Here is a 15,324-nt window from a genome sequence, read left to right as displayed (position 1 = left end):
CTCTGTCGGAATCTTTTGGCAGAAGCGGTTAAAACCATTTCGATACGCTATGCTGTCGGCCCCGCCGCCGTCCCCCGGTTATTGCTAGACTATCGCATGATTCCGGCCGCGCGACGAAAAATCAATCGGAACGCGCCCCACGCGACAAACTGGTCGTGTCAGTCTCAGCGAGGAAAATCAGGAACGACCCACCGTTCGAGGACGACCGGGCGTTCGATTTACCCGTCGCGTCGGTTCACTCGTCAGTTCGCCCGTCGCGGTCAGAGCCGATTCACGTCCGCGAGGACCGCGGTGGCGGTCTCCGGCCCGCCCGCGCCCCGGCCGCTCAGGTTGAGTCGGCCCGCGTGGTCGGTCTCCAGTTGGACGATGTTGCGCGTGCCCGAGACCGCCAGCGTGCCGTTTTCGGGGACGAGGCGCGGTCCGACTCGGACGCCATCCGGCCCGGCCTCGCCGATGAGGCGGACGGTCCGGCCGTCCTCGCCAGCGAGTTCGAGCGCGTTGCCCGGCAGTTCCGCGATGCCTTCGACCTCGGCGTCGTCCAGCGAGTACTCCCGGTCGCCCAGCACGTTCGCCAGAATCACGCACTTGAGCGCCGCGTCGGTCCCGTTCACGTCGAAAGAGGGGTCGGCCTCCGCCACCCCGAGGTCTTGGGCCTCCGCCAGCACGTGTTCGTAGCCCAGTCCCTCGGCGGCCATCCGCGAGAGGACGAAGTTCGCGGTCCCGTTCAGAACCCCGCGCGCGGCCGAGATGGTATCGGGGCCGTAGTCCTCGATGGTCGAGAGAACCGGAATCGCGCCGCCGACCGTGGCCTCGAACCGGACCGACCCCTCGCTGTCGCGCTCCAGTTCCCGGAGGTCGGCGTACCGCTCGGCGACCGGTCCCTTGTTGGCCAGCACGACGTGACGGTCGCGTTCGAGCGCCGACCGGACGTGGCCGAATCCGGGTTGGGCGTCGCCGAGCGTCGTCGGCGTGGCCTCGACCAACACGTCGTACTCGGCGTCGAGGGCCTCCTCGGGGGCCGATTCTCCCACGCTGTCCTCGTCGTCTTTCTCGGCGAGCGCGCTCGCCACGTCGATTCCGTCGGCGTTCACGACCGCTCCGGTCGAATCCGCGAGCGCAGTCACTCGGTGGCCGTACTCGCCCGCCAACTCGGCGACAGACCGCCCGACTGCGCCAGCGCCCAGCACTGCCAACTTCATGCCGACTCCTCCATCTCCGTCAGGGGTTCGACCACGCGCAAGTCCTTCCGCTCTGCCACCTCGCGGACCGTGCCGACCACCTCGCCAGTCGTGCCGGTCTCGGCCGCCAACCGGAGGCGGGCGCTGGCGACTTCGCTCGTGCCGCCGGGCGCGGACAGGGACACGTCGGCGACCGAGGCCTCGGCGTTGTCCTCGATGAACGAGAGCGTCTCCGAGAAGTCGGTCTCGATGACGTGACCCACGAGGAGAACCGTGACCTCCTCGCCGTATCGCTCTGCGCCGGCCCGAATCACGTTGACGCCCGCGTCCCGCAAGTCCGAGACCAGCGCGTCGAACCGGTCCTGTGGGCATTCGAGGTCCACCTCAACTGGGATGTGTCCTCGGGGCGTCACCGACCCGCGCTCGTGGAACACCGACAGCAGGTTGCCGCCGTTCTCGGCGATGGGTTCGAGCGCGGACAGCAGTTCGCCGGGTTCGTCCACCAGTTCGAGACGGACCGTGTACGCCTGCACTTCCGAAGAACTCGCGTCGTCACTCATTGCCTATCCTCTCACTCGCGGGCAGGCATAAGGCTTCAGTCGGTCGCAATACTGGCCGAGCGAAAAAGTGACCTCAGGGTCGTCAGTGCTGGTTGTCCCAGTGTTCGGCGCTGTCTTCGAGCGCCTGTTGGGTACACGGCGAGAGTTCCATCGTCCGACCGTCGTAGGTATCGCCGTAGTAGGCACAGTCGCCGTCGGCCCAGTGGTTCTTGCCGGCCATCGGGGTTTCGAGGTCTTGGCCGTCGATGGAGAACACGTCGCCCAGCGAGTGTTCGGAGTTGTCGGGACCGGTCAGCGACTGGACCTCGCTACACGCCAGACTCGATAGGTGATTGTGGAGCATCTCGTGGGCCGAGGTGTGCTTGAACGCGAGTTTGTCCTTGTCGTTGCCGTAGGTCTTGGCGTAGCACGACCGGTCGGTCTTCCACGCGTCGCCTGCGCTGGCCTTGCCGGCGGGACTCCCGCCGCAGTTGACCGCGAGGAAGTGCGACCCGTCGGCGGTCCAACCTTCATTCGTCCGGTAGTCGTCCCATTGGGTGAGGATGTCGCCGTCACAGTCCACCGAGAAGTCGATGTTCCACTCGGTAATCTCGTAGCCCGAGATGTAGCCGTTGTCGGTAGCCTGCCCGAACACGTCCTGCGCGCCGAGTCGCGCCCAGTAGCGATGCTTCGAATCGACGTAGGTGGGCTTGTAAATCTCGACGTTCACCGAGTCGTAGGCGCTCGGGTCGCCGTACTCGAAGGAGTTTATCCACTCGCGGGACGCCGCAGACGCGGTGCTGGCGGTCGCGCCGACCGTGAACGATGCGACAGAGCCGGTACCGACCGATTTGAGGAAGCTTCTTCGGTTCATGTCTGGGGAGGCCACATTCTTTCTAGAAAATTCTGATTGTAAATATTTGATGGCGGTGCGTTTATCTTTCACGTCTCGCGGTGAATCCCCGACCCGCGACGAGGTAGGGCACAAAAACCCTGATTATGGTAGCTGTTAACAACTATCTAGCCGGCGTATAACCAAATCGGGAGCGAGCGTGATGGTTCACGAGGCGATGACCCGAACTCGCACCTCGAACGAACGTGGCGAAGCGACCGAACACGCCTGCGCGTTCTGCGACACGGTATTCGACGCCAGCGAGCGTTCTACCTGCCCGGTCTGCGAGGCCGAGGTTGTCCTCCGCGGGAAGCGGTAGCCGAGGACGACCGGTATTAGGAAATATTTATAATCGTAAAAGAAATAAAATCAGTTACTAAAGGCAGATACAAGTTGTTCGTAGCACATCCTGTACCGGTAGCGAGGACGCGCTCGGTCACTCCCACCTGAGTATCTGTACAGTACCGACGAGCGGTCCCCGAACCGCCAAACCGTCGCTATGCGGACGAGTATCTGCGGCCGAAACGACGACACCGACCAGCGGTGCGGTCACTCCTTGGCGGGGACCTTCGAGACCTCCGGCCCGTACTCGCCGCTGGCGGACACGAGCGCCCAGACTCCTGCGACGATGCCGACCCACAGGAGGATGACGATACCGACCCAGACGAGGACGACGAAGGGAAGCATGGCTCTCGCCCCAACGTATGGTAACGAGTGGCTTGGTTATACACCGCCTACGTCGGTCGTAGGCAGGGCCGGACGAGCCACAGGCTGAGCCTGAACGCGGTGAAAACGAAAGACGGCGAGAGAGATTAGAAGTAGTCGATGGCTTCCGGCAGTTCGAGCTTCATGCCCTTGCGCTCTCGAATCTCCATGATGGTCTCGGTCTGGAGATTGTCGGCCATGACCTCGAAGCCGGCGTTCTCGGTGTTCCACGACGCGCGACCCTCGGTGGCGCTCCGGATGTCCGACGAGAAGCCAATCATCTCGTCAACCGGCGCGATGCCTTCGACGACCATGAGGTCGCCCTCTTGGTACATGTCGTCCACGCGGCCACGGCGACCCTGAATCTCGCCGGAGGCGGCACCCATGTACTCGTTGGGCACGTCGATGCGAACGTCCTGCATCGGCTCCATCAGCGCGACCTTCCCCTGCACGAGGGAGTTGTGGACCGCGTTGCGGACCGCAGGGATGACCTGCGCCGGACCACGGTGGATGGTGTCCTCGTGAAGCTTGGCGTCTTCGAGTCGCAGGAGGGTTCCCTGCACGGGTTCGCCAGCGAGCGGACCGTCGTCGAGGGCCTCCTCGAGACCCTCGATGACGAGTTCCATCGTCTCGTTCAGGTGCTGGATACCCTTCGTGTCGTCGATGAGGATGTTGGTCCCGTGGATGTGCTCGACGTTCTGCGAGAGGTCCTTGTCCATGCCGGCTTCCTGAAGCGCCTCACGGCGCTCCTGCTCGGGCATGTCCATCGAGACGTCGCCGAGCTTGATTTTCTCGATGATGTCCTCGGAGAGCGGGCGGGCCTCGAGGTAGAACCGGTTGTGGCGGTTCGGCGAGATGCCCTCGATGACTTGGGTCGGCTCCCGGATGGCTTCCCGGAAGACGACGATGGGTTCACCGGTGTTGACCGGGATGCCCTGATTGCGCTCGATACGCTGAGTGATAACTTCGAGGTGAAGCTCACCCTGTCCGGAGATGAGGTGTTCGCCCGTGTCCTCGTTGATTTCGATCTGGATGGTCGGGTCCTCTTTGGAGACCTGTCGGAGCGTCTCGATGAGCTTCGGCAGGTCGTCCATGTTCTTGGCCTCGACGGACTTCGTGATGACCGGCTCCGAGATGTGTTCGATGGACTCGAAGGGAGTCATCTCGACGCTGGAGACGGTCGAACCCGCGATGGCGTCCTTGAGACCGGTGACGGCCGCGATGTTACCGGCAGGTACTCGCTCGACCTCCTCGCGCTCGCCACCCATGTAGATGCCGACGCTCTGGACGCGGTTCTTGCCCGCAGTCCCGGAGACGTAGAGTTCTTGGCCCTTCTCCAGCGTGCCGGAGAAGACACGACCCGCGGCGATTTCGCCGGCGTGAGGGTCGATACCGATGTCGGTGACCATCAGGACGACTTCGCCGTCCTCGTCCACGAGGCGCATGCCCTCGGCGAGGTCGGACTCGTCGTCACCGCGCCAGATACGCGGGATACGACGGGGCTGAGCGTCGATGGGGTTCGGGAAGTGCTCACACACCATGTCGAGGACGACGTCCGACAGCGGCGTGCGCTCGTGAAGCTCTTGGCGCTTGTCGGCGCGCTCGAGTTCCATGATGTCGCCGAAGTCCATGCCGGTGCGTTGCATCGAGGGCATCGAGACGCCCCACTTGTAGAGGGCGGACCCGAAGCCGACGGTGCCCTCCTCGACGGAGACCGTCCAGTCCTCGACGTCGTCCATCTCCTCGGTCATGCCGCGAATCAGCTCGTTCACGTCGTCGATGACGTTGAGGAGACGGCGTTGCATCTCCTCGGGACCTTCCTGAAGCTCGGAGATGAGGCGGTCGACCTTGTTGATGAACAGGGTCGGCTTGACGCCCTCGCGGAGCGCCTGTCGCAGGACGGTCTCGGTCTGGGGCATCGCGCCCTCGACAGCGTCCACGACCACGAGCGCACCGTCGACGGCGCGCATCGCTCGGGTCACGTCGCCACCGAAGTCCACGTGGCCCGGCGTGTCGATGAGGTTGATGAGGTGGTTGGTGTCCTCGTACTCGTGAGTCATGGACACGTTCGCGGCGTCGATGGTGATGCCGCGTTCCTGCTCGTCCTCCTCGGTGTCCATCATCAGTTGCGTTGCCTCGCCCTGGTCGGCAATCATGCCGGCACCGGCCAGCAGGTTGTCGGTCAGGGTCGTCTTACCGTGGTCGACGTGTGCGGCGATAGCGATGTTCCGGATGTTCTCCGGTTTGTCCATCAGTCGCTCACACTGTTCGACGATCTTCTTTCGTCTTCCCATTATGGGTCTTCTACCCGAAGGAAGTTGAAAAGCGTAGTGTTTCGCCGCGAGAGACCGTGTGAGGGAATACCGTGGACGATACGCTCGAAATTAAGTCGAGTTCGGACTGCCTGAACGAATCGGCGTCTCGGTCAGGCACCGGCAACGCCACCCAACCAACGCAAGAGTCATACCGGACGAAGCCTTGGTAAGGGTACGCATGGAGGTTCACGTCCACGGTCCGGGTCCGACAGCGCCCTTCCTCCGCGCCCGCGACCTGTTCGAGACCGAGTACGACCTCGACTCGCCGGTTCACGTCCGCATCCGGGAGAACCCCGACGAGCGGACGTGGACCGCCCACCCCGACGACCACGTGCTGAACATCTCCCGGCAGGCCGCGACCAGCGTGATGGCCCGCGAACTCGCCTTACACGAGTTCGCACACATGGCCCGTCACGAGGAGGCCCACCCCTCCCACACCCAATCGACCGAGGAGGTTCTGTTTCTCGCGCTGGCCGGGAAATCGGTCGAGCGTCGGCGCGTGACCCACTGCTATCAAATCGCCAATCACATGAAGGACATCTACGCCGACGACATCACCCTCCGGGTGGGTCCGACCCACAAACTCGTCTCCTTCCTCGAATCCGAACTGGCGGCCGCGGTGGCCGACCAACCGACCGGGGAACGCGAGGGGGCGAGTCGGGAGCGCGACGGACTGCGCCTGACCAGCACCTCCGACCCCGAGATGACCGCGGTCAACGCCGCGTTCGCCCTCGCGCTGGTCGAGCGCCACGGCCTCGTGGAGTCGGACCACCGACTCTACGACCTCGCCCACGCCGCCGCCAACGACGCCCCCGAGGTCAGTCTAGCCGAGTTCAAACACCGCTTCAAATCCCTCGGTCCGGACCCCGACGAGAGCGAGTACCGCCGCTCGCTGGTCGAAGCGACCAGAGAGTTCGCGGTCGGCGGCGGAGAACAGGCGGCGGACTGATTACCGGTCTACGCCAACTCGGCCAACGCAAGCAGGACGCTCGGCGCGACCAACAGGACGAGACCGACGACTATCAGCGCCGCCGGGAGTATCAGCAGGCCCATCTCGGTGAACAGCCACAGACCGACGCCTGCGAGGACTACGACCAACCCGACGAGTCGCAGGAACCACGTCACGACGCCTTCGAGACCCGAATCCGCCAGCAAATCGACGACTTCGAGTGCTTCGTCCATGACGGGAGGGTCTGCCGACGCCAGCCACTTCAAAGATGTGGGCCTCAGCGACTCCGCAGGTCGATATTTCGCTCGATTAATGTTTCACTCAGGCGCGTGCGGGCGCGACCTCGTGTCGTGCCATCTCGCGCGAGGGACGAGCATCGGAGTCGTTCGAAAATCGGAGATTTTCGTGATCACGAGAGCCTCGCTCTCGGACGACGAAGCGAGAAGCGCAGGAGGTTGGGGAGGCGTGAGGCCCGCGCTCGGTGCCCCGTTCCACCGGCAAACGCCCGACGAAACAGTCCACCACGGGAGGATGAAGGGGCCGCCCGGTCGCGCCCGAAGGGCTTGGTCGCTGTGGCGGTTCTATTCGCGGCGGGTGGTGTCTCGCCGAACGGAGTGAGGCGATGGCTTGGAAGACGCAGTTTGTCTTCCAGTGCGGAGAGCCGCGAATATCCGCCACAGCGACCGCGAGCGGGCGGGGGCTTCAGTGGACAACGTTACTCCGATTCTGCTGTTTGCGGTTGCAGTTATGTCGAGAGAGCGCCCGAGCAAGGATAGCGCAAAATCGAGATTCCCTAGCCCGACACCACACTAAACACCCCTCCCGTCGTACACCCCACGATGTCCTACAGCAAGGTCAACACCAGAGACGTGGACCCGATAGCCGACGGCATGCGCTTCCTCCGGGACCCCCTCGACTGCGAGAAACTCGGCGTGACCGTCCTCGACGCCGACCCCGGATGGACCGGCAAGGAACACGACCACGCCGACGATGGTCAGGAGGAGGTCTACGTCCTCCTCGAAGGCGAGGCCACCGTCACTGTCGAGGGCGAAGACGTACACCTCGAAGCGGGCGAGGCCCTGCGCATCCCGGCCGACGCCACGCGCCAGATTCACAACGGCGACGCCGAGAGCAAATTCGTCCTCGTCGGGGCGTCCGACGGCGAGTAACGACCGACGCCGGAGACAGGAAACGAAGCTGTAGAGAAACAATTTCCTATTTTTAGGAAACAGAAATATATTTAAAAACCGCAGAAAGCGAGGTCACTCGCTCCGCGGTCGAAGCCGAACCAGCACGTCGTCGCGCTGTCGCGGGAAGGTGTCGCCCTTCGGTCTGCCGTCTCGATTCGACGTGATGGCGTAGAGGTGGCCGTCCGGTCCCTGCTCGACGTGACGCACCCGGCCAAGCACGTCGGTCAGCGTCCAGTGCGCTGTCGCGGCGTAGTCCGAATCGAGCCAATCGGCGTCGAAGCGCATCCCGCGGGTCTCGCCCTCGCCCGCGTCCTCGACCGGTGGAAGGTCTCCGGCCTCCTCGGCCAGCGTGACCACGTTGATTCGCTGGCCGATGAGCGACCCGAAGACCAGTCGATTGCGCCACGCCGGAATCGCGTCGCCGGTGTAGAAGACGCCACCGCAGGGTCCCCACGATTCCGGCGTGTTCACCACCGGGCGATGGAAGTCGCTTCCCCTGTACTCCGATTCGGTTCGGGCCTCGGGCCACCCGTAGTTCGCGCCGGGTTCCAGCACGTTCACCTCGTCGTGACCGTCGGGACCGTGTTCGGTGACGACGGGCGTGGCGTCGGGAAGCCACGTGATGCACTGGGGGTTGCGATGCCCGTAAGTGTAGATTCGGTCGTCGGCGTCGTCGCCGGGCAGGTCGGGGTTGTCGTCTGCGGGGTCGCCGACGGTGTTCACCCGGAGGACGCTCCCCGCGAGCGACGAGGTGTCCTGTGCGAGGTCCCCCTGTCCGGCCTCGCCGGTGGTAATCCAGAGGTAGTTGTCCGGACCGAACGCGATGCGCCCGCCGTTGTGGACTCCGCCGGCCGGAATCCCGTCCACGACGATTTCGCCGGTCTCGGTCGGGTCCTCGGCGTCCACGTCGTACCGGACGACGCGGTTCTCCTTCCCGCCGCCCTCCGTCTCCGCCGTGAAGTAGGCGTAGATGTACGAGGCCTCGGGGTACTTGGGGTGGACCGCGACGCCGAGCATGCCGCCCTCGCCGCCCTCCACGAACCACGTTTCCCAGAACGGTTTGTCGTCGGGACCCGGAGCCATGGCCTCGGCGTCGATGACGGAAGCAGGTTTGCCAATCGTTTCGAGACCACTGCCCTCGACATCGAAGCGCCGGATGCGCCCGGTTCGCTCGGTCAGGAACAACTCGCCGGTCGGCGCGAACGCGAGGTCCCACGGAATCTCCAGATTCTCGACCAACACCTCGGGTTCCAGCGAGACCGACAGCGGCGAGTTCGTCGGCCCGTCCCACTCGGGGTCGTAGCGAGACCAGTCCTCGGCGGTGTGGTTGAGTTCGTACTCCGGTCGCAGTTCGCGCTCGGCCAATCGCCCGCACCCCGCGAATCCGGCCGCGCCGACCGCACCGACGCCCGCGAGAAATCGTCGGCGCGTCCGGCCGACAGCGTTTTCGTCCATACCCGAGCGTGATTTTAGGCCAACCTAAAAATATCGGTTTGTGACGTGGCAGACTTCCGACGGAACTGCCAGATTACCCGGAGGAGAGTAGCGACTGTTCGGAAGCGAGAGCGTCGAAAGCGGAGAAATCGAGAGTTAGCGGGCCGCGGCCGCGACGCGCTCTTTCTCTTCTTTCTGGTTGATGGCGTAGGTCTGAACGTCGTAGTCGGCCGCGCCGATGAGTTGGCTGGCCAGTGCCTCGGAGGCGTCGGTCGAGGTCTTGAACGAGGCGCTGTGGACGCCCTCGGCGATGAACTTGAGGGCTTGGTCCACGCGGCGCTGGGGTGCCACGTCCACGGCCTTCGGGACGGAGATGCCACCGTACTTCAGGCGGACGGTCTCCTCTCGGGGGGCCGCGTTCTCGACGGCGGTGACGAGGACCTGCACCGGGTTCTCGTCGGTGCGGTCGTGAATCTTCTCGAAGGCCTCACGGGTGATGCGCATCGTCTTCTGCTTCTTGCCCGTGTTCTCCTCGGTCTGCATCAGGCGGTTGATGAGACGCTCGACGATGGACACCTCGCTCTTGCGGAACTGCTTGGAGGCGTGGCGACCCATCGTGTGAGCGACCGGCGTGACCGTGATGTAACGCTCGGTCGAGGGGTCGGCGTACTCGATGTTCGTGATGTCCCACTCGCCGAACAGGTCGGCGGCGGCCGCTCCGTCCTCGTCCGTGCCCGCGGGTTTCTCGGGGTCGGGTTGGTCTTCTGCTGCCATGTTTAACGCACCGGCTTCTCAGCGTTTCCGCGAACTAGTTCTTCGAGGCTCACGCCGTTGACCTTCTCTACCTTGTAGTTGACACCGGAGAGGTCGCCCATCGCACGACCCTTCGCACCGCCGATGCCCGCGATGGTGACCTCGTCGTGTTCGTCGATGAACGAGATTGCACCGTCGCCGGGGCAGAAGGCGGTCACTTGCTTGCCGTTCTTGATGAGTTGAACTCGGACGCACTTCCGAATCGCCGAGTTGGGCTGTTTGGCCTCGATGCCCACCTTTTCGAGAACGATGCCACGGCCCTGCGGCGCGCCTTCGAGGGGGTCGGACTTCTCCCCGAGGCCACGCTCGCGTCGGGCGTAATCGGAGTCAGACCACCGGTGATTCTGGCGGTCCTTCCTGAGCTTCCGCGCTGCGTACTTGCCGTTCGCCATATGCTGTGGGCTATCCGTCCGAGATACTTAAGCCTCCCTCTTTCCAGACGGTCGTTACCGGCGCAAATCGCTCAAGCGGGGGCGATTAGGGAATCTGAGCGAGTTTCAGCGAAACGCTGTGAGCGCCGCTTAGGTTCGGTTCGGTCAGGAGATTCGCTCGTGGCCGGAAACGAACCGGAGCGAAGCGCGGAACGCGGTTCGGCCGAACACGAGGAGACCGAGGAAAGAGCGACGCGAAAATTAGACCCCGGAACCCCGAGCGGCGTCGAACCCCGGAAACCTCATCGCGGTCGGACCGACCCCGACCGCTACGTCAGTTGGATGTCGTCGATGTCGTAGTGGCGCTTGGCTAGCTTCTCGGCGGCCGCGATATTGCGTCCGCCCTCGCCGATGGCGATGCCGGTGTCGTCGGAATCGACCTCGGCGTAGGCGATGGTTTCGTCGTCCTCGCTGACGGTGACGTTGTACACCGCCGCCGGGGCGAGCGCGTTGGCGACGAACGCCTCGGGCGTGTCGGCGTCCTCGACCAGCATCACGTCCCGGTCCAGTTCGGCTTCGAGTTTCCGGACCGTCTCGCCGCCCGACCCGATGGCCTTGGCCATGTCGCCGGGCTTGACGAGGAAGACCACGCGCTCGTCGCCGTCGTCGCCGTCCTCGAAGACCACGCAGTCGCGGGCGGTCGCACCGGTCTCGTCCTCGAAGAGGGCGATGAACTGGCGCGCTGTATCCGAGAGCGTGACCACCATGCTCAGTCGGAGGCCTCGGGTTCGGCGTCGGCCTCGCCGGCCATCGAACCCATCCGGAGGTCAACGTCCCCGGTCCCGAGTTTGATGGGCTTGCCGACGATGACGTTCTCGGTGACGCCGTTGAGGTCGTCCACCTCGCCGTGGATGGCGGCGTCGAGCAGGTGGTTGACCGTGACCTCGAACGCCGCACGCGCGAGGACGGACTCCTTGCTCCCGGAGATACCGTGGCGACCGATGGACTCGATTTCGCCGTTGTTGGTCATGATGTCGGCGACCAACATCAGGTGGCGGACGTTCACGTCGTCAAGGCCCTGTTCTTCGAGGGTGTTCATCGTCTCCTCGATGATGGACTCGCGGGCCGCCTCGATGCCGAGGTTCTTGTGAATCTCGTGGATGTTGTTCGTGGTGGTCCGGGAGGCGTCCACGCCCTCGATTTCCATCACGTCGCCGAACGCCGACCCCTCGGTGTAGAGGACGAACTCCTCGCCCTCCTCAAGTTGCTCCTTGCGGATGACGACGCGCGTGATGTCCTCGATGCCCTTGAAGACGATTTCGCGCAGTTGCTCGACCAACTGGAGGAGTTCGCGGTAACTCGGCTGTTCGGGACCGAACTCGATGACTGCACCCTTCTGGGTGGTCTGGACGCCGAGTTCGTCCTCGATGATGCCCGAAATCTCGTCGGGGGTAATCATCCGCTCTTTGAGGGTGTCCTCGTTGAGGTCGATGGAGACTATCATGTCGGCGACATTGGTCGAGATGTCACCCAAGGCGAGGATTTTGGTGGCCTCGATTTGCCAGACGACCTCGTGGGCCTTCTCGCGGTCCACGGCGTACTCGTCTTCGAGATGGACCGTCATCATCGGCGTGTCGGGGGTCTTGCGGGCGTCCACCAACTCGATGAGTCGGGGCAGACCCTGCGTCACGTCGATTTCTGCGACACCCGCGTAGTGGAAGGTGTTCATCGTCATCTGGGTTCCCGGCTCCCCGATACTCTGGGCGGAGACGGTTCCCACCGGGTCGAGCGGGTCCACGCGAGTATCGAGATACCGCGTCTCGACCGCGCGGGCGATTTGGTCGGCCTGCTCGGCGGTGACGCCGTCGCGGGCTTCCACCGTGCTGTACACTTCGTCTTTCAGCCGTCGGGGGAGGTCGGTGTCCTCGACGACGGCCTCGATGTCCTCGGATACGTCGTAATCTGTCATGTATGGCGTGGGAACGATTTGGTTGCTGAGGTTGGTTCGGAAGCGGTGGCGTCAGTCGTCGCTCTGGGCCTGTCGGGCGTCAACGTGTTCCGAGAGGTTCGTCGGCGGAAGCTTCTCGCCGAGGAACTCCTGTTTCCGGTCGTCGCTTCCGAACTCCTCGTCGAGGATTCGGTCGGCGATTTGGTCCACGTCGATTTCGCTCTCGTCGTTCGAGGAGACCTTCACCGGACTGGTGCCGTCCTCGCCGAACTCGAACTGGACGATGGTGTCGGAGGTGTCGCGCACCGTGCCGTCGTACTGGGTTTCGAGTTCCGAGAGCGCGTTGATGAGACGCCGCTGGAGGTAGCCGGACTTGGAGGTACGGACTGCCGTGTCCACCAGACCCTCTCGGCCACCCATCGCGTGGAAGAAGAACTCGCGGGGGTTGAGGCCGCCAGTGTAGGAGTGTTCCACGAAGCCGTGGGCCTCGGCGGAAAGGTCGTCGGGCTTGTAGTGGCTCAGGGTGCGGTCCTCGTACCCGCGGTTGATGCGCTCGCCCCGAACTGCCTGCTGACCGACTGCACCGGCCATCTGGGTCAGGTTGAGCATCGACCCACGCGCGCCGGACTCGGCCATGACCACGGCCGGGTTGTCGTCGGCGAAGTGCTCCTCGGCGATGTCACCGGCGGAGTCACGCGCCTTGCCGAGCGTCTGCATGATTTTCATCTCCAGCGTCTCGTCCACGGTCCGGCCGGGCAGGGATTCGAGGTCGCCGTTCTCGTAGGTCTCGATGAGTTCCTCCACCCGGTCGTAGGCGTTGTCGATGGCCTCGTCGATACGGTTCTGGGCCTCCGGCGGAATCGACTCGTCGTCGATACCGATGGAGAACCCGAAGTGCATGATGGAGCGCATCGCCAGCGCCGCGACTTCGTTGATGAAGATGCGCGAGCGCGTGTTGCCGTAGACCTTCGTGATGGTGTCTACAATCTTGCCACCGAACTCGCCCACCTCGTCCTCGGCGATGGTGCCCTCGATTAGCTGACCGTCCTCGATAAGCACGTCGTCGCCGACGGTACCGGTGAATTCGAGGTTGAGGTCGCTCGGCAGGAGTTCCGAGAAGATGTCCCGGCCGGTCCAGTAGGGCGACCCGTCGTCGTCGGTGCCCGAGGGTTCGGGCAGTTCGTCGATGCGAGTCGCACGCAGGAGGTCGAGCGCCTGCGTCTCGTTGAAGTGCGGGTTCTCGTTGGTGAGCAGGTACATCCCGGAGATGTGGTCCTGAATCGCGCCGATAATGTTCTCACCGAAGCGCGGCGACAGAATCTGTTCCTGCACGCGCATCAGGACGCGGGCCTCGGCACGGGCCTCCTCGTTCTGGAGGGCGTGCATGTTCATCTCGTCGCCGTCGAAGTCTGCGTTGTACGGCGGGCAGACGACGGTGTTCAGCCGGAAGGTCTTGTACGGCATCACGACCACTTCGTGGGCCATGATGGACATCCGGTGAAGCGAGGGCTGGCGGTTGAAGATAACGATGTCACCGTCCACGAGATGCCGGTTGACCTCCCAACCGGGTTTGACCTTCGTGGCTAGCTCCTCGCAGTTCTTCTCGGTCACCTTGAGTCTGCGACCGTCCGGTCGCTTGACGTAGTTCGCGCCGGGATGACCCTCGGGACCGTTGGCGACGTATCGCTGGGCCTCCTCGACGTTGCGGTCGGTGACGTTCATCGTCTGGGTCATCTCGCGGGCCACGCGCTCGGGGACGCCGACCTCGTTGAGCGAGAGCGTCGGGTCGGGCGAGATGACAGTACGCGCCGAGAAGTTGACGCGCTTGCCGGACAGACTCCCCCGGAAACGACCTTCCTTGCCCTTCAGACGCTGGCTCAGGGTCTTGAGCGGTCGGCCCGACCGGTGCCGGGCGGGCGGGGTGCCCGAAATCTCGTTGTCCATGAACGTGGTGACGTGGTACTGAAGCAGTTCCCAGAGGTCCTCGATGATGAGTTGGGGCGCACCGGCCTCGCGGTTCTCCATGAACCGCTGGTTGATGCGGATGATGTCCACCAGTTTGTGGGTCAGGTCGTCCTCGGAGCGCTGGCCGTTGTCCAGCGTAATCGAGGGCCGGGCCGTGACCGGCGGGACCGGCAGGACCGTCAGAATCATCCACTCGGGCCGGGACCGCTCGGAGTTGATGCCGAGGGTCTCGACGTCTTGGTCCGGGATGTCCTCGAACCAGTCGCGGATGTCGCTGGGCATCAACTTGTTCATGTCCTCCTCGGTCAGGTCGATGTCCAGCGCCTTCTCGATGGCCTTCCGGTCGTCCTCGCGGGGCCGGAATTCGCCGGACATGATGTCGTTAACGCGGTCTAAGTCGATGTCGGTCTTCTCGGCGAGTTCCGGCGGGGCCATCGGTTCGCGGCCCTCCTCCTCGTCGCCCTGCATCGCGGCGGCGATTTGCTCGGAGTACTCGCTGGTGAGGACCTGCTGGACCTCGTAGTAGGTGGTCGGCTTCTCGTGGTTGATGTCGTACTGGACCTCGCCACAGTAGGGACAGCGGTCCTTCTTGCGGGCCTCTCGGATGGCGGACTTGGTGACGTCGGTCAGGTCGTTGCCGAGTTCCTTGGTCCGGGTCAGCTTAGACTCGTACTTTTCCTTCTCGTCGTCGGTGAGCAGGAGGCGCGAGCAGTTCCGACAGGTTCCGCGGAGGAGTCGCCGGATGAGCTTCGTGAATCCGACGTGGATGACGGGCGCGGCGAGTTCGATGTGGCCGAAGTGGCCGTTACACGACCCCGAGTGCTTGCCGCAGGTCTTGCACTCCAGACCGGGGTCGATGACGCCTAGTCGGGGGTCCATCAGCCCCATGTCGATGGGGAAGCCGTCGTCGTCGTAGGTGTCGGCCGTGATGATTTTGGTCGCCGACATCTCTCGGTACTCCTCGGGGTCCATCAGCCCGAAACTGATTTCGCCGATTTCCTTGGGTGTTTGTCCGGTAGACATTG

The 15,324-nt window shown here is 63.9% G+C and carries 16 protein-coding genes; 4 read left to right on the top strand and 12 right to left on the bottom strand.

Going from position 1 to position 15,324, the window contains the following annotated elements; translation table 11 throughout:
- Nucleotides 1-260 precede the first annotated feature (260 nt).
- The 3 genes from P2T57_RS14930 to P2T57_RS14920 form a co-directional block, all read right to left on the bottom strand.
- Complete coding sequence (locus P2T57_RS14930) at nucleotides 261-1,199, bottom strand: homoserine dehydrogenase (RefSeq protein WP_276300007.1); 939 nt, start codon at nucleotides 1,197-1,199, stop codon at nucleotides 261-263.
- Nucleotides 1,196-1,738, bottom strand: a complete 543-nt coding sequence (locus tag P2T57_RS14925; RefSeq protein WP_276300006.1) for an amino acid-binding protein — start codon at nucleotides 1,736-1,738, stop codon at nucleotides 1,196-1,198. The genes P2T57_RS14930 and P2T57_RS14925 overlap by 4 nt, the downstream gene beginning before the upstream one ends.
- Nucleotides 1,739-1,820: 82 nt before the next feature.
- The gene (locus tag P2T57_RS14920) at nucleotides 1,821-2,591 is read right to left on the bottom strand and encodes a hypothetical protein (RefSeq protein ID WP_276300005.1); all 771 of its coding nucleotides are present in this window, start codon (nucleotides 2,589-2,591) and stop codon (nucleotides 1,821-1,823) included.
- A gap of 178 nt (nucleotides 2,592-2,769) precedes the next feature.
- Here P2T57_RS14920 and P2T57_RS14915 point away from each other — a divergent pair, with 178 nt between their 5' ends.
- Nucleotides 2,770-2,928: a hypothetical protein gene (locus tag P2T57_RS14915; protein ID WP_276300004.1), complete on the top strand. Its 159-nt coding sequence runs from the start codon at nucleotides 2,770-2,772 to the stop codon at nucleotides 2,926-2,928.
- A 230-nt stretch (nucleotides 2,929-3,158) separates the two neighbouring features.
- Here the strand turns inward: P2T57_RS14915 and P2T57_RS14910 are convergent, their stop codons facing one another.
- Nucleotides 3,159-3,296: a hypothetical protein gene (locus P2T57_RS14910; protein WP_276300003.1), complete on the bottom strand. Its 138-nt coding sequence runs from the start codon at nucleotides 3,294-3,296 to the stop codon at nucleotides 3,159-3,161.
- Nucleotides 3,297-3,421: 125 nt separating this feature from the next.
- Nucleotides 3,422-5,608: an elongation factor EF-2 gene (locus P2T57_RS14905; RefSeq protein WP_276300002.1), complete on the bottom strand. Its 2,187-nt coding sequence runs from the start codon at nucleotides 5,606-5,608 to the stop codon at nucleotides 3,422-3,424.
- 199 nt (nucleotides 5,609-5,807) lie between these two features.
- On the opposite strand from P2T57_RS14905, the gene P2T57_RS14900 reads away from it, so the two are divergent.
- Nucleotides 5,808-6,578 carry a DUF5781 family protein gene (locus P2T57_RS14900; protein WP_276300001.1) on the top strand — a complete coding sequence of 257 codons (771 nt, stop codon included), beginning with the start codon at nucleotides 5,808-5,810 and terminating at the stop codon, nucleotides 6,576-6,578.
- A gap of 8 nt (nucleotides 6,579-6,586) precedes the next feature.
- On the opposite strand, the gene P2T57_RS14895 is transcribed toward P2T57_RS14900, so the two are convergent.
- Entirely contained in the window at nucleotides 6,587-6,811 is a 225-nt protein-coding gene (locus P2T57_RS14895; RefSeq protein WP_276300000.1) for a hypothetical protein, read from the bottom strand.
- Nucleotides 6,812-7,417: 606 nt separating this feature from the next.
- On the opposite strand from P2T57_RS14895, the gene P2T57_RS14890 reads away from it, so the two are divergent.
- Nucleotides 7,418-7,747, top strand: a complete 330-nt coding sequence (locus tag P2T57_RS14890) for a cupin domain-containing protein (RefSeq protein ID WP_276299999.1) — start codon at nucleotides 7,418-7,420, stop codon at nucleotides 7,745-7,747.
- A gap of 93 nt (nucleotides 7,748-7,840) precedes the next feature.
- On the opposite strand, the gene P2T57_RS14885 is transcribed toward P2T57_RS14890, so the two are convergent.
- From P2T57_RS14885 to P2T57_RS14875, 3 genes are all read right to left on the bottom strand, one after another.
- Nucleotides 7,841-9,223 (bottom strand): PQQ-dependent sugar dehydrogenase, encoded by a 1,383-nt coding sequence (locus tag P2T57_RS14885; RefSeq protein WP_276299998.1) that lies wholly within the window; start codon nucleotides 9,221-9,223, stop codon nucleotides 7,841-7,843.
- A 135-nt stretch (nucleotides 9,224-9,358) separates the two neighbouring features.
- Nucleotides 9,359-9,976, bottom strand: coding sequence for a 30S ribosomal protein S7 (locus tag P2T57_RS14880; RefSeq protein WP_276299997.1), 618 nt, complete (start codon nucleotides 9,974-9,976; stop codon nucleotides 9,359-9,361).
- A gap of 2 nt (nucleotides 9,977-9,978) precedes the next feature.
- Complete coding sequence (locus tag P2T57_RS14875) at nucleotides 9,979-10,407, bottom strand: 30S ribosomal protein S12 (protein WP_115794757.1); 429 nt, start codon at nucleotides 10,405-10,407, stop codon at nucleotides 9,979-9,981.
- Between the two features lie 159 nt (nucleotides 10,408-10,566).
- Between P2T57_RS14875 and P2T57_RS14870 the strand changes: the two genes are divergently transcribed.
- A complete protein-coding gene (locus P2T57_RS14870) occupies nucleotides 10,567-10,746 on the top strand; it encodes a hypothetical protein (RefSeq protein ID WP_276299996.1) in 180 nt (59 codons plus the stop codon).
- On the opposite strand, the gene P2T57_RS14865 is transcribed toward P2T57_RS14870, so the two are convergent.
- From P2T57_RS14865 to P2T57_RS14855, 3 genes are read right to left on the bottom strand one after another with little or no spacing between them, the layout of a single operon-like run.
- Nucleotides 10,716-11,153: a NusA-like transcription termination signal-binding factor gene (locus P2T57_RS14865; protein ID WP_276299995.1), complete on the bottom strand. Its 438-nt coding sequence runs from the start codon at nucleotides 11,151-11,153 to the stop codon at nucleotides 10,716-10,718. The genes P2T57_RS14870 and P2T57_RS14865 overlap by 31 nt on opposite strands.
- Before the next feature lie 2 nt (nucleotides 11,154-11,155).
- Nucleotides 11,156-12,355 (bottom strand): DNA-directed RNA polymerase subunit A'', encoded by a 1,200-nt coding sequence (gene rpoA2, locus P2T57_RS14860; protein ID WP_276299994.1) that lies wholly within the window; start codon nucleotides 12,353-12,355, stop codon nucleotides 11,156-11,158.
- Nucleotides 12,356-12,406: 51 nt separating this feature from the next.
- Nucleotides 12,407-15,322, bottom strand: a complete 2,916-nt coding sequence (locus P2T57_RS14855) for a DNA-directed RNA polymerase subunit A' (protein ID WP_276299993.1) — start codon at nucleotides 15,320-15,322, stop codon at nucleotides 12,407-12,409.
- Between the last annotated feature and the right edge of the window lie 2 nt (nucleotides 15,323-15,324).

The sequence above is a fragment of the Halorussus lipolyticus genome, assembly GCF_029338375.1.
Classification (GTDB): domain Archaea; phylum Halobacteriota; class Halobacteria; order Halobacteriales; family Haladaptataceae; genus Halorussus; species Halorussus lipolyticus.
Note: the sequence above shows the minus strand (reverse complement) of the source record. Positions and strands in the feature narration are given on the sequence as shown.

Bases quoted from the DNA above. Each gene is read 5' to 3' on its own strand.
- P2T57_RS14930 (WP_276300007.1), bottom strand. From the start codon at position 1,199: ATGAAGTTGGCAGTGCTGGGCGCTGGCGCAGTCGGGCGGTCTGTCGCC.
- P2T57_RS14925 (WP_276300006.1), bottom strand. From the start codon at position 1,738: ATGAGTGACGACGCGAGTTCTTCGGAAGTGCAGGCGTACACGGTCCGT.
- P2T57_RS14920 (WP_276300005.1), bottom strand. From the start codon at position 2,591: ATGAACCGAAGAAGCTTCCTCAAATCGGTCGGTACCGGCTCTGTCGCA.
- P2T57_RS14910 (WP_276300003.1), bottom strand. From the start codon at position 3,296: ATGCTTCCCTTCGTCGTCCTCGTCTGGGTCGGTATCGTCATCCTCCTG.
- P2T57_RS14905 (WP_276300002.1), bottom strand. From the start codon at position 5,608: ATGGGAAGACGAAAGAAGATCGTCGAACAGTGTGAGCGACTGATGGAC.
- P2T57_RS14900 (WP_276300001.1), top strand. From the start codon at position 5,808: ATGGAGGTTCACGTCCACGGTCCGGGTCCGACAGCGCCCTTCCTCCGC.
- P2T57_RS14895 (WP_276300000.1), bottom strand. From the start codon at position 6,811: ATGGACGAAGCACTCGAAGTCGTCGATTTGCTGGCGGATTCGGGTCTC.
- P2T57_RS14890 (WP_276299999.1), top strand. From the start codon at position 7,418: ATGTCCTACAGCAAGGTCAACACCAGAGACGTGGACCCGATAGCCGAC.
- P2T57_RS14885 (WP_276299998.1), bottom strand. From the start codon at position 9,223: ATGGACGAAAACGCTGTCGGCCGGACGCGCCGACGATTTCTCGCGGGC.
- P2T57_RS14880 (WP_276299997.1), bottom strand. From the start codon at position 9,976: ATGGCAGCAGAAGACCAACCCGACCCCGAGAAACCCGCGGGCACGGAC.
- P2T57_RS14875 (WP_115794757.1), bottom strand. From the start codon at position 10,407: ATGGCGAACGGCAAGTACGCAGCGCGGAAGCTCAGGAAGGACCGCCAG.
- P2T57_RS14865 (WP_276299995.1), bottom strand. From the start codon at position 11,153: ATGGTGGTCACGCTCTCGGATACAGCGCGCCAGTTCATCGCCCTCTTC.
- rpoA2 (WP_276299994.1), bottom strand. From the start codon at position 12,355: ATGACAGATTACGACGTATCCGAGGACATCGAGGCCGTCGTCGAGGAC.
- P2T57_RS14855 (WP_276299993.1), bottom strand. From the start codon at position 15,322: ATGTCTACCGGACAAACACCCAAGGAAATCGGCGAAATCAGTTTCGGG.